At 40.1% G+C, this 13,025-nt stretch carries 10 protein-coding genes; 2 read left to right on the top strand and 8 right to left on the bottom strand.

What is annotated here, in order from left to right; all coding sequences use genetic code 11:
* Positions 1-7: 7 nt before the first annotated feature.
* Positions 8-736 carry a hypothetical protein gene (locus tag D0T84_RS07965; RefSeq protein WP_163307351.1) on the bottom strand — a complete coding sequence of 243 codons (729 nt, stop codon included), beginning with the start codon at positions 734-736 and terminating at the stop codon, positions 8-10.
* 621 nt (positions 737-1,357) lie between these two features.
* On the opposite strand from D0T84_RS07965, the gene D0T84_RS07960 reads away from it, so the two are divergent.
* Entirely contained in the window at positions 1,358-3,049 is a 1,692-nt protein-coding gene (locus tag D0T84_RS07960; RefSeq protein ID WP_163307350.1) for a B12-binding domain-containing radical SAM protein, read from the top strand.
* 144 nt (positions 3,050-3,193) lie between these two features.
* On the opposite strand, the gene D0T84_RS07955 is transcribed toward D0T84_RS07960, so the two are convergent.
* Genes D0T84_RS07955 through D0T84_RS07940 form a run of 4 tightly spaced genes read right to left on the bottom strand, consistent with a single transcriptional unit; the run spans position 3,194 to position 8,435 of the window.
* Positions 3,194-3,898 (bottom strand): SAM-dependent methyltransferase, encoded by a 705-nt coding sequence (locus D0T84_RS07955; RefSeq protein WP_163307349.1) that lies wholly within the window; start codon positions 3,896-3,898, stop codon positions 3,194-3,196.
* 6 nt (positions 3,899-3,904) lie between these two features.
* Positions 3,905-5,416 (bottom strand): phospholipid carrier-dependent glycosyltransferase, encoded by a 1,512-nt coding sequence (locus D0T84_RS07950; protein WP_163307348.1) that lies wholly within the window; start codon positions 5,414-5,416, stop codon positions 3,905-3,907.
* Positions 5,417-5,424: 8 nt separating this feature from the next.
* Positions 5,425-6,942, bottom strand: coding sequence for a glycosyltransferase family 39 protein (locus D0T84_RS07945; protein WP_163307347.1), 1,518 nt, complete (start codon positions 6,940-6,942; stop codon positions 5,425-5,427).
* Entirely contained in the window at positions 6,939-8,435 is a 1,497-nt protein-coding gene (locus D0T84_RS07940) for a glycosyltransferase family 39 protein (RefSeq protein WP_163307346.1), read from the bottom strand. The genes D0T84_RS07945 and D0T84_RS07940 overlap by 4 nt, the downstream gene beginning before the upstream one ends.
* A 136-nt stretch (positions 8,436-8,571) precedes the next feature.
* Here D0T84_RS07940 and D0T84_RS07935 point away from each other — a divergent pair, with 136 nt between their 5' ends.
* On the top strand, positions 8,572-9,939 hold the full coding sequence (locus D0T84_RS07935; protein WP_163307380.1) for an rRNA cytosine-C5-methyltransferase: 1,368 nt from the start codon (positions 8,572-8,574) through the stop codon (positions 9,937-9,939).
* Between the two features lie 3 nt (positions 9,940-9,942).
* Here D0T84_RS07935 and D0T84_RS07930 read toward each other — a convergent pair whose 3' ends face one another.
* The 3 genes from D0T84_RS07930 to D0T84_RS07920 form a co-directional block, all read right to left on the bottom strand.
* Positions 9,943-10,572 (bottom strand): hypothetical protein, encoded by a 630-nt coding sequence (locus tag D0T84_RS07930; RefSeq protein ID WP_163307345.1) that lies wholly within the window; start codon positions 10,570-10,572, stop codon positions 9,943-9,945.
* A 310-nt stretch (positions 10,573-10,882) separates the two neighbouring features.
* Positions 10,883-11,701 carry a glycosyltransferase family 2 protein gene (locus tag D0T84_RS07925; RefSeq protein WP_163307344.1) on the bottom strand — a complete coding sequence of 273 codons (819 nt, stop codon included), beginning with the start codon at positions 11,699-11,701 and terminating at the stop codon, positions 10,883-10,885.
* 63 nt (positions 11,702-11,764) lie between these two features.
* Positions 11,765-12,643, bottom strand: coding sequence for a glycosyltransferase (locus D0T84_RS07920; protein WP_255495260.1), 879 nt, complete (start codon positions 12,641-12,643; stop codon positions 11,765-11,767).
* Positions 12,644-13,025 lie beyond the last annotated feature (382 nt).

The raw sequence follows: 13,025 nt of genomic DNA, 5'->3' as shown, positions 1-13,025 counted from the left end.
CTGTCAACTATTTGAGGGAGAATCCAAATACGAAATGGATATCTTCTGCACTCGGGTTGCAGATTATATGGCCGAATATGGGTAATGAGAAAGATTCCGTAATTTTCAGACTTTTGGAAGCGCTGAGCGCTACGGATGAGAATTCGAATCCGCCGGTACCATATACCGCGCTTTCCCAAGGGGTAAATCCTGTGGATATTCCCATGTCGACACCTGCAACCGAAAAAGGATAAGCTAATTCGATATAGGTTGAATATGAGTTCTTTCCGTCTTCCTTTTTGTTGCCTTTCCCCAGCAGGAAGGTATTCCATGTCACGCTTAGAGGGAATGATTCGGGAAGCGTATATCCCAATGTCGTTTCCAGATAATGCCCGTTGTTGTCGCCCCAGGGACTGCTGAAGTAGCGGTACTGGCCTTCGCCATCCCACCAGTAGTCGGTCACGGCTACTTTGAACCCGCTGTTTTGGTAGGCGGCTGTGAAGTCCACTTCTTTCTTGCCTTCTTTGCTTGTGAAGTCTGTTGAAGCCCATGCCCCCAATGAGAATCCGCTGATGCCGGCACTTAGTGTAGGCTGAATGCTGGCTCCCGCCTGTTTATATCCGCGCCATACATACGAGCTAACCAAATCAGCCCCGAAATCAATATCTACAGATTGTGCCTTTAGTGATAATGTAGATAGTAAACCTGATAATACGATAACCAAACAAACTTTTTTCCTTAAAGTATAAATCTTCATAATCAAAATATTTAAAGATGTTAAAAATAATCTTAAAATTTCTTTTTGATTAGAAAAATGGTATTGGAGTTTCTTTTTGATTTATTTATCTGTAAAAATATGTCAAAATATTTTATAAATCAAAATAAATATATGGAAATTTTACATTAATTTTTATTAAGCAATGTAAATGTCTTTGAATGTGTTATTTATATTTTTTGTTCTTCGGGACTCTTTTTGCTTCGCAACACACAGGCTGCAAGTCTGCGCGGGCGCTGGTAAGGGCTGAAAGCCCGTCTTAGTTCAGCCCAATGGCAAGCAAAGCGTCGCCTTGGGTAAACAGAATGGAGTAGGAACAGCGCGCTGAAAGCGCCGGTAAGTGATTGAACTATATTCTTTTGGGGTTAACCTGCACTTTCAGTGCGCTTTGTTGCTATTCTGCATCTTCTACCCAACGCTTCGCATTGGGCTGAACTAATACGGACTTTCAGCCCTAAATTTACAAGACCGTAATCCTTAATTTGATGACATTGGGATTACCCCTACAATGATCTTGATTGAGAAGTTGATCTTTCCTGTGTTTATCTTGCCTCAGGACGACCAATACAATATTAATTTCCTTTAAATAATTATCTTTACATTATGAAAGTAATCCTGACTACGCTCAATGCAAAATATATACATACTTCGCTGGCTTTAAGGTGGTTGTATGTAGCTAATAAAGACCGCTTCGATATATCGTTCAAAGAATATGTCATAAAGGAGGACATAGACACAATGGCGGATAATCTGTTAAGCGAGGCTCCCGATGTAATCGGCATCAGTGTGTATATATGGAATGTAGAGAAAACAAAAAAGCTGATCGAATTACTGAAAGAAAGAAACCCGCGTATAACCATTATACTGGGAGGGCCTGAGGTTACCTACGAACCGGAATTTTTTCTTGCCAATTGGCATGCAGATTACATTATCAGTGGAGAGGGGGAATTTGTGCTGGGCGAACTGCTTTCTGCATTAGAAACAGGGGCTCCGGTAGAAATAGCCGGAGTATCTACCGGAAATGCAATAAGCCGGACTATTGTAAAAGCAGACTTGGAGAAACTGGCGGCATTGCCTTCTCCATACCAGTTGGAGGAAGACAGGGAGGGGATGAAGAACAGGCTCGTTTACTTCGAAACCTCAAGAGGCTGCCCTTACCAGTGCCAGTATTGCCTGTCGTCTCTCGAAAAAGGAGTACGGTACTTTCCCCAGCAGTATATTATTGACAATCTGTCTTATTTTATCGATAGCAACGCGAAGCAGATAAAATTCCTTGACCGTACTTTTAACCTCAATAGGCAACATACCCGGTTTGTATTCGATTTCTTAATAGAACATCATCGTCCGCAGCTGAGTTGCCAGTTTGAAATATATGCTGACCTGCTGACTGATGACGCTATTGATTACCTGAATGAAAGGTTGCTTGAGAACTATTTCAGGTTTGAAATCGGTATACAGTCAACGTATGAGCCTACGAATATTGAGGTAAGCCGCAGGCAGGATTTTGAACTCCTGTCGGGAAATATACAGAAGCTGATGGATGGCGGAAAAATAGACCTCCATCTCGACCTGATTGCCGGATTGCCTTACGAGACATTCGACCGTTTTGTAAAGTCATTCAACGATGTGTTCAGGTTGAAAGCCAAAGAACTTCAACTCGGCTTCCTGAAAATGCTGCGAGGTACAGCCCTGAGGCGAAATGCTGATAAGTACGGCTATATATATAATGCGCAGGCTCCGTACGAAATAGAATCGAATAATGCTGTTTCGAAACAGGAACTGATGCGCATACATGATGCCGAACATGCCCTGGAGAAGTACTGGAACAGCGGAAAGTTTAGCCGTACAATGAAGATACTGACCGAAACGTATTATAAGGGCAGGTATTTTGAACTGTTTGACGAAATAGGGCAATATTACAATAGGCAGCAATACCCTCATCATGGCTATCGGCTGGAAGATATTTTCAGCTATCTGCATAGCTTTTTGGTATCGAAGGAGATTGATTTATTCAACGAACTGAGGACTGATTATTATTGCAATTTTAAAATCCGTCCGCACGGTTTTTGGGAAAATAAACTTGAAAAGAAGGTTCGTAAGCAACTGTTATATCAAATAGGTAATGATAAGCCTTTCCTGAAAAAACACAGATTAAACAGAAGGATAATTGAAAAACAGGCGGCTATAGACCCTGTGGATGGTTCAGTAAATGAGTATTTGCTGACGGTATTTCTTCAGGATGAGGGGAAAGCAGAGCATTTGTTTCTCTCTTATACTTTTATTGAAGAAGAATAAGTTTATCTATATATACAGTGTTCTTTCTCGTATTATATAGATGAAAAGTGACAATAAGAAAGTAGAAAAAAACTGTTACTTTTGTCACTTTTTTAATGTAATTGGCTGATAATTAGTGTTTGTGTAAAGTGACACGTGTTACTTTTATTTGTATAGCAGAAATATACAAAGCTGCTTGTTCATGTCGGGCAATTGCTTCCCCCACTGTTTTACCGAAAGGGTTCTTATATATTCGTTCTCACAGGTAATATTCATGGCGATACACAACTTTGTAGATGGTATGCAGTGTTTGATAATGTCTTCTGTCAGCTTTTGGTTGCGGTATGGCGTTTCTATAAATATCTGTGTCTGGTGTTCTTGGTGTATCAGGTGCTCCAGTTGCTTTATCTTCTTTATGCGTTCCGCCCCGTCAACCGGCAGGTAACCGTGAAAAGCAAAGCTTTGCCCGTTAAAACCTGACGCCATCAGCGAAAGCAGTATCGAAGACGGCCCTACCAAAGGTACTACTTTGTAGCCTTTACGCTGGGCAATGGCTACTATATCGCTTCCGGGATCGGCTATGGCAGGGCATCCTGCTTCGGAGATAATACCTACATGGAAGCCGTTTGCCATCGGGTTGAGGTAGTTCTCTATCTGTTCGGGTTTAGTATGCTTGTTCAATTCATAGAAGGTCAGTCCGTCTATATCGATGCTATTATCTACTTTTTTAAGGAAGCGGCGGGCAGAGCGTATATTCTCTACTATGAAATGCTTTATTTGCAGTATAACCTCCTTATTATGTGGCGGTAGTACCTGCTCTATAGAGGTTTCGCCCAGAGTTACGGGGATAAGGTATAATGATGCTTGCATAACTGGCTAGTCTTTTCTTTTGTATAAGTAATAGGTTTTGGTTCTATGTTCGACATAAGTATCTATTACCTCATAATTTGCGTTCAGGGCAGGCAGATTATAGAAATAGTCGAAGTTGAATGAAAATCCGGATAATATAATGAACTGTACCTCTTTGTTCTCAATGTATTTAGTTTGCTCGTCCCGCATTTCGGGATAAATGGAATAAGGCAGATTGGGAGATATGAAGTACTTTACATTGGGCATAATATCGGCCTTGGTAAATACTCCATTGCCAAGATCGAGGCTAAGGTTCAGCAATGTAGGATTCTTTTCATTTGCCATTTTTTCGCTGAACTGAAAGACCAGCCCTTCAGGCTTTTGCTCCCCCAATAATACGGCCTTTGGCGTGGAAAAGAAGTTCTTTTCTGTAATGCCTACGGCCAGAGCAATGATTGGGAACAGGATGTAGAAATACCATTTTGGCTGTATTTTTATGAACCGCCTGATCATATCGGCTATCACAATGCAGCCTAACAAGCCGAAAATGTAGTATGGCACCGAGTAATAGAATACATAGTTGGGAGACATGAATATGACTATATGCAACACTATAAAAGAGAGTATGACCGCAATTTTCCCCAAGGTATTTTGTATATACCTGATAGGGAAAAAGAAAACTCCGGTCAGGATGATCAGGTATTCAATGGTTTCGAAGCGCAGGCGTTGATAGAACTTGATGATAAGGTTCTCGGATATTTGGCCTATATCGCCCAGTTTGGCATAATTGCTATTCAGCACTATATAGGTGTCCCATGCATCGGCAAGCGCGTTGTTGTATGCGAAATATATCAGGACAGGCAGGATAGGTATAAGCAGACCGATGATATATGCTACTATGTTTTGTACAAGATTTTTGTACTCCTTGTTCTTTGAGATATTGATTAATATGGCTAATAAGGGGAAGAACCAGAATACAATCAGGTTGATTTTTATCAATAGGGTTGCCGCACACATAACGCCATGTATCAGCATGTACACGGGTTTATGAACAGAGCCGTTTTTGTCGCGAAAGTAAGTGAGGAATAGTAAAAGGCTGATACTCTCGAATATAATGATGAATTCTTCGGCCGAACCTCCTTCCGATGAATGGGATAATACAAACAGCGGGAAAATGAGTGCAACGGCAAAGGCATATATTCTGTCCATATATAGTTTTGCTGTCAGGTATCCGGCACATATCATCAGTGTCCACAACAAGACTTCGATAAGGTACATCCCAAAGAAGGTCGTGTTGGATATGAGATAGCCGATTCCATAAATAAAGAAGATAAGCGGGCCCTTGTGGTCGAAAGCTTCGGTATAGAGGGTCTTGCCATTGAAAATGGCTTTGCCTATATTGAAGTACAGGTTGACATCCGACCATTCGTTGAAAGGATACAACGGCGACATCTTTGAGCAAAAGAATAATAACAGAGCAGTATAGGCAAATAGTATAATAAATGCCTTCCTGTCTTGTATCAGTTCTTTCTTTATCATTGCCTGCATTATTTTATGTGAATCGCATCCTTTAACTTGTAAAGATAGTAAGGCCTGATTCCGCCTCCGTCATTTTCGTCTATTATTGTATAATATTCGTTCAGAGCCGGTAATGTACTGAAATATTCGTAATTATAATCGTTGGTACACAGGATGATAAACTGTGTCTGCCTGTTCTGTATATATTTCGTTTGTTCATCCCGCATTTGCGGATAATAGGAGTAATGCAGGTTGGGCGAAATGAAGTATCTAACGTTGGGCATTATATTCGCCTTTGTAAATACACCGTTTCCCAGATTAAGCCCCAGGTTGAGCAAGGTCGGGTTCTTTTCTTGCATAACATGCGCCGAGAAGGTATCTATGAGGGTAGGGGGACTCTTTCTGGAGATTAGTTCATCCAGCTTTGCCCCGAAGAAGTCTTTCTGTTTGATGCCGATGATAAGTACGATAAAGAAAGACAGGATGTACACCTTCTTTGACGAACTGACTCGTACATGTTTGAATATAACGATGCATGCCAGAAGGGCGTATACGTCATAAGGGATTGAGTAATATGCGAATATCTGATTAGACGTAATGAAAATAGATGCGAATAATGATAAGAAAGAGAGCGGTATGGCGATTTTCCCCCATCTATTCCCGATGTGTTTTATAGGGAAGTATATAGCGCCAAGCAATACAAGGGAAAATTCGATAGTCTCGAAACGTATCTTCTGGTAGAACCTGACTATGATATTTTCTATAATACGACTAATTTCTCCTATCATTGCGTAAGTCCCATTCAGGTCTATGTATATATACCATGCTTCGGAAAGCGCTCCGTTCGCTAGCAAATAGATACAGATAGGAAGTATTATCAGCAACATTCCGCAGAAGAATGATATGAGGTTCTTAATCAGATTACTGTATTCACGCTGTAAAAGTATATTTATAAAAATGGCTGCTAATGGGAAAAACCAGAACATGACCAGATTTATTTTGATTAGTAATGTTATGGCACACATCGCTCCATGAATAAACATATAGGCAGGATTATGAACCGATGCGTCTTTATCTTTAAAGTATAAGATAAAAAGATAGAGACTTACCACCTGAAGTACGGCTATAAACTCTTCGGCAGATCCTCCGTTGAACGAATGGGCTAACATGATAACAGGAAATACTAATGCTACAAGGAAAGCATAAATCTTGTCCAGATACAACCGCGCTGTAAGGTAGGCGGCACATGTCATGACAACCCAGAATATGCATTCTATAAGGTACATGCCCAGAAATGAGGTGTTCGAAATCAGGTAACCGATGCCATAAATAAAGAAGATCAACGGGCCTTTGTGGTCAAAAGCTTCTGTGTAGAGCGTTTTGCCATTGAACATCGCTTTGCCTATGTTGAAATACAGGTTAATATCCGACCACTCATTGAAAGGATATAATGGCGACATCTTAGTGCAGAAGAATAGCAATAAGAAGGAATAGATAAAAAGAGCAAAGAATATCTTCTTGTCCTGGCTTATTTCCTTTTTTATCATGGGGTTTTTAATTTATACAGGTGATAAGGTTCATGCGTAGAGTGGGTGTAGGTATCTACGCGTTCGTAATATTCGTTGAACGCTGGCAACTGGCTGAAATACTCATAATTGAATGACTTCTCATATAGAATGATAAACTGAACCTGCTTATTTTCAATATACTTTGTCTGTTCGTCCCGCATCTGCGGATAATAATGATATTGCAGGTTAGGCGAGATGAAGTATCTGATATTGGGTATTATACCGGTCTTGGTAAAGACACCGTTTCCCAGATCAAGACCCAGATTCAATAATGTAGGCTTGGATTCCCGTCCGATGATCTCACTAAACTGGTCAACCAGTTCGTGAGGTTTGTCATATCGCTGGATCACCCTCCTGTCAACATTGAAGTATTGTTTCTCTTTTATTCCTATAAATATAGCTACAAGCAGGAAGAATGAGTATATAATAAGGGAATCTTTGAGATGGATATATTTTGCCAGAAATTGCACTATAACGATAAAGCCTGTTATCCCGAAAATGTAGTATGGTATAGCATAATACGGAGAATATATATAAGACAGGTTTACAGTAACGAACAGGATAATAAAGGTCAGAGCCAGGGATATGGCGCCTATCCTGTTTTTTAGGTTTTTGATAGGGAATAAGAATACGCCTAAAAGCAGAATGATAAAGTCTGGACTGTCATATCTAAGCCTGGCGAATAGCCTTACATGAAGATATTGAGGTGTTACGCTGGCATATTCCCTGTTCAAGGTAATGTATATATCGTATGCCTCTGATAATGCACTGTTTATATAAAGGTAGAGGCAGACAGGAATAAAGACAATCAGAACTCCTGCTATATAGAATAGTATATTCCGGAGGAGGTTTTTATATTCCTTATTTATTAATAATGTGATAAGTATGGCTAATAACGGGAAGAACCAGAATAGAACGACATTCAGCTTTATAAGGAATGTAGCGGCACTCATTATTCCGTGCATCAGCATATAGTTGCATGGATGGGGCTTGTCGCCACTTTTAAAGAAGCGAAGGAAAAGGTAAAAGCTGATAGCCTGAAAAAACAGGATAAATTCTTCGGCAGAACCGCCGTGCTGTGTATGAGTTAACACGATGAGCGGGAAAGCCAGAGCTACAAGCACAGCATACTCTTTTGCAATGAATAATCTGGCTGAATAATAGGCGCAACCGGCAAGTAGAAACCATCCGATAATTTCTAACAGGAAAACTCCGAAGAATCCGGTATTGGATATGAGATACCCTATTCCGTATATGAAAAAGATAAGCGGCCCCTTATGGTCGAAGGCTTCCGTGTAAAGCGTCCTGCCATTGAATATGGCCTTGCCTATATTGAAATACAGGTTTACATCAGACCACTCATTGAATGGATAGAGCGGCGACATCTTTGAGCAAAAGAATAGCAACAGCACTGTATAGACCAGTAGTAGGATCAGTATATTCCTGTCTCGTGTTATTGCTTTCTTAATCATTGGTTCAATCATTGCATCGGAATAGAATGCAAAAGTAGGAAAAATATTGTTGATATAGGATAATTTACTTTATTGATACCGTTAATATACCGAGATGATTTATAATTTAACCTAACTTTGTGGGAAATATATGATGATGAATTTACCAACTGACTTTATAACCCGTACAAAACTTCTTTTAGGAGGCGAATGGGAAGCTTTCGCAGAAGCTCTTGAGAGTGCATCTCCTGTAAGTATCAGGATAAATGACAGTAAGGAGGGAAAGCTCTCTTATCCGAAAGTTCCGTGGTCTGATTCGGGCTACTACCTGGCGCAAAGGCCTCAGTTCACTTTCGACCCACTATTCCATGCCGGATGTTACTATGTGCAGGAAGCATCGTCTATGTTTATCGAGCAGGCTTTCAGGCAATATGCAGATGGGGATGTCCGTGTACTTGACCTTTGTGCGGCACCGGGAGGTAAATCGACCTTGATTGTCGGCCTTATGAACGGTAACAGCCTGTTGGTATCGAATGAAGTAATCCGTTCCAGAGCGAATATCCTGTCCGAAAATATAACCAAGTGGGGGAAACCCAATACTGTGGTAACCAATAACGATCCATCACGTATCGGTAAACTGCATGGATACTTTGACTTTATACTGGTAGATGCTCCATGCTCGGGAGAGGGGATGTTCCGTAAGGATGAGGGTGCTATTCAGGAATGGTCTGTAGATAATGTCAGGCTGTGTAAGGAACGCCAGCAGCGTATATTGGCCGATATATGGCCTGCCTTGAAAACTGACGGCTTGCTACTGTACAGCACCTGTACATACAATACGGAAGAGAATGAGGAAAACGTACAATGGATATGCGAAGAACTCGGTGCTGAAGCACTTCCCATAGAAACAAAAGCAGAGTGGGGGATAAGCCCTTCTTTCAGGGAGGATATCCCGGCTTATCGCTTCTTTCCGCATAAGACCAAAGGAGAAGGATTCTTCTGTGCCCTGCTGAGAAAAACAAATACAGAGGAGGTATCCCATAAAAGAAAGAAAGATAAAGGAAGGATGTCAAAGAACATTATTCCGGTGGAATGTAAGATGTATGTAAAAGACAATGAGTTGTTTACGTTTTGTCCGAAGAACGATGTATGGTTTGCTTTCCCTATTCGTCTGTATGATGACCTGTCTCTCATAAAGTCCCAATTGAATGTCATATCCGAAGGGATATGCTTGGGAGAGGTAAAAGGGAAAGACTTTATTCCAAACCAGTCTCTTGCGTTAAGTACAGGGCTTAATACTGAGGCTTTTACTACTTGCGAGATAGATTGGAAGATGGCTGTAGCGTATTTGCGCAAAGAGCCTCTGTTTCTGGAGGGTCAGCCTAAAGGATATATCTTGCTTACATACAGGCGGATGCCTGTTGGTTTTGTTAAGAATATCGGTAATCGTGCCAACAACCTTTATCCGCAGGAGTGGCGTATCCGTTCGGCCTTTGCTCCTACAGAAGAAGTCAGGATAATTTAGAGCTTATCTTAGAAGCCCTCGGGCACGGATATTCTTATGTATTGTTGCTATATTGTCAGGTATTACCCCGGATATAAGCCAGTTCAAAACCAATCCGTTACTGAGAGCTACTTCGGAAAGAATAGGATTTGTGGCTATCGATTGACCTAATTTTTTTAAATCCTCTTCAAACTCTATATAATAATCCTCATGCAGCGATTTTAGTAATACCAATATTCTAAAGGTGCGAGCTATAATATAAATATTCATTGTGTATGATGCTTTTAATGTCGATATCGAAAGTTGTTCGTTATTTCTGTCGAGTAGTTCGTTAAGCATCAATAAATTTAAGCTGACCTCTCCGTATTTGTCCTTTGTCGTTTGAATATGTTGGGTTATTTCACCACTCAGGCTCCGCACATCCATAAGTAAAAAACCGGGGGTATAATAATTGTCGCTTATATATTCCACATATTTTTTTATCTTAAGCTCCATTCTGTGCCTGCGGTCTAGGATGGTATCTTTGCTGACTAGTTCAAAATATAATTGATCTGCTAAAACTGGATCTTTTTTTAAAAGCCTGAAAATAAGCTTATCCTTATCTTCAGAGGATAACATAGAAATCGCTTTTTTAAAATCGGTATCAAATTTCATTCTTCGTAATATGGTTTTATTTAGAGGTTTGAAAAACAGTCAGAGCCTATAATAGAAATTTTCGCTAAAATTTGAACAGTTACTTAATTATGCGAATCAAGGGTTAACTGTGCTATTTTTTGTCCCTTTAGGGACTGAATGTTGGTAGAAAGAAGCTTTAACCGGTTAATTGCGTGCCGTCAGGTACGCAATATCTACAGAACAATTCACATTTTGTACCTGACGGCACAAAAAAACGAATTTCATTCATGTTTCTACCAATATGATGTGCCTAACGGCACATTTAACCCTTGATTCGCATTAATTATAATCAACTTTTTACAAATCCTAAAATTCTCCCTATCTTGGCAAATACGCGAAACCCATTGTAAATCCAAGATTTAGACTTCATTATATCGGTCACAAATCCGTTCTGGTCGAGGTAGTATAAGCGTTTCAGCTTTTCTACTAAGGATGGAGTAAGGAGTTCATTGCATACTTGCAGCTTCTCTTTGTAGATAATTTCTCCGCCGATCTGTGTGCTAAAACCCTCCATATTGTAGATGGAGATGAAAGTATCTACATATCTGACCGGTAAATGGTCGAGTGCAATCCCCTGAAAGAATAGTTTCCAGTCCGACATCACTTTAAGGTCTTCACTGTATTCTCCGTATTTTTCGAAGTTTGACCTGTGTATAAAGAATGCCTGATGGCACAGGAAACCTGCAAACAGGTCATAGAGGGCAAACCGCCAGTCACGGTCTTTGTATGATCTGTCCTCTTCCAGCTTGCCCGCAACTTCCATATAGAAATTGCCGCAGATAAACGCCTCATGCGGATCTCCTTCAAATATCTTTTGCAGGACAGTATCAGTATAAAGGGCATCGCCGGAGTTCAGAAAGTACAGATATTCTCCTTTGGCTTGCCGGATACCTTTATTCATGGCATTATAGATGCCACTGTCCTTTTCGCTTACCCAATAACTTACCTTGTCCTTGTATCGCTCTATAATCTCTACACTGCCATCAGTGGATTTGCCATCAATGATTATAAATTCATAGTCGGTAAAGGTCTGTGAAAGGACGCTTTTGATGGTCTTTTCCAGGCCTGCTTTATCATTGAGGTTGACTGTTATTATCGATAGCTTCATTATGAATTATAAGTTATGAATTATTCTCTACCAACTGCTCACTGTTAACTGTTCTTTGTTTTCTCATTTTCGTCTTGATTCTATTAAGAACGGTTTTATGAATGCCAGTTTCTGATACAAGGCCAATACTACAGCGGCTTTTCGCAGGCTATACCCTTTTGCATAGTAGATTTGTACTTTATACATTCTCTTTATGCGTTCTATTATAGCCTTTCTGTATTTACGGGTTGTATATTTATCAAATTCATGCAATAAGTATACCATCCATGCCGTTTGGTTCAGGGGCTTCAATGTAGATGACATTCCGCCCAGATGTTGCCTGTAAACTGCCATATATTCAGGCAGGAACTTAATTTTACCTGACAGGGATACAATCAGTTGCAGGGCAAAATCCCCATTCTTTACCGTATAATACCAGTTGGGTGTTTTGTGCGCGTCTTTACGGAAAAAGATAGAGGCAGTAAGCAAGCCCCAGTCCTTACGGATCAGGTCTTCCGTAGTGAGTATATCCCGTTCCATTTCAATATTTTCGTCCAGATGTCCGCACATCAGTGTATGCACTTTATGCGAACACATGGCAAAATCGAGATTCGCCTCCATAAAGTCTACCTGCTTTTGCAGTTTATACGGGTCTGTCCAGTAATCGTCTCCGTCGCACAGGGCGATATACTTTCCCCTGCCACTGCTTATATTGTTTATCCAGTTGAGCATCATGCCCTGATTCGTTTCAGGTAGCCTGAGCGTTATAATATCCGGATACTTTTTCTGATATTCGATACAAATGGCGCGGGTATTGTCCGTACTACAATCTTCCCCGATGACAAGCTCGAACGGGAAATCGGTTTTCTGCATAACAACGCCTTCTATGGCTTCCGCTATAAACTTCTCATGATTATAGGTAATCATGGAAACGGATACCATTATATTTTGTTTATCAGTCATTCGTGTGGTTTCTCTTTTTTTACTAAAAAGTAACAAAGGTAACAAAAGTAACTCAGTTTTTTATTTGTTTTTACCTGTTACTTTTTCCCACATGTTTAGAGCCTGTTTAAGAAACTGTTTAAATTTTATACGAATATTTTATTATATCTTTTTCTTCGTTCATTTTTAGTCTGTTTTTGGCTCTTTTTTTCCTTTCTCTCAACTCAAATAGCCCGCTATTATCGTTTCAAGAAAGAAAAAAACATCTCTAAAACATCTCTAAAAATTGGAACGAATAAAATTTAAACAGTTTCTTAATTTTAGCGAAAATTTTTATAACAGGTTCAGGTCAATAGTTCTTAGCAATTTTTTTATGCTATTTTTAGCGTCTATTTGGCTCCGC

This window comes from Dysgonomonas sp. 521 (assembly GCF_010501055.1).
Taxonomy (GTDB): Bacteria; Bacteroidota; Bacteroidia; order Bacteroidales; family Dysgonomonadaceae; genus Dysgonomonas.
Note: the sequence above shows the minus strand (reverse complement) of the source record. Positions and strands in the feature narration are given on the sequence as shown.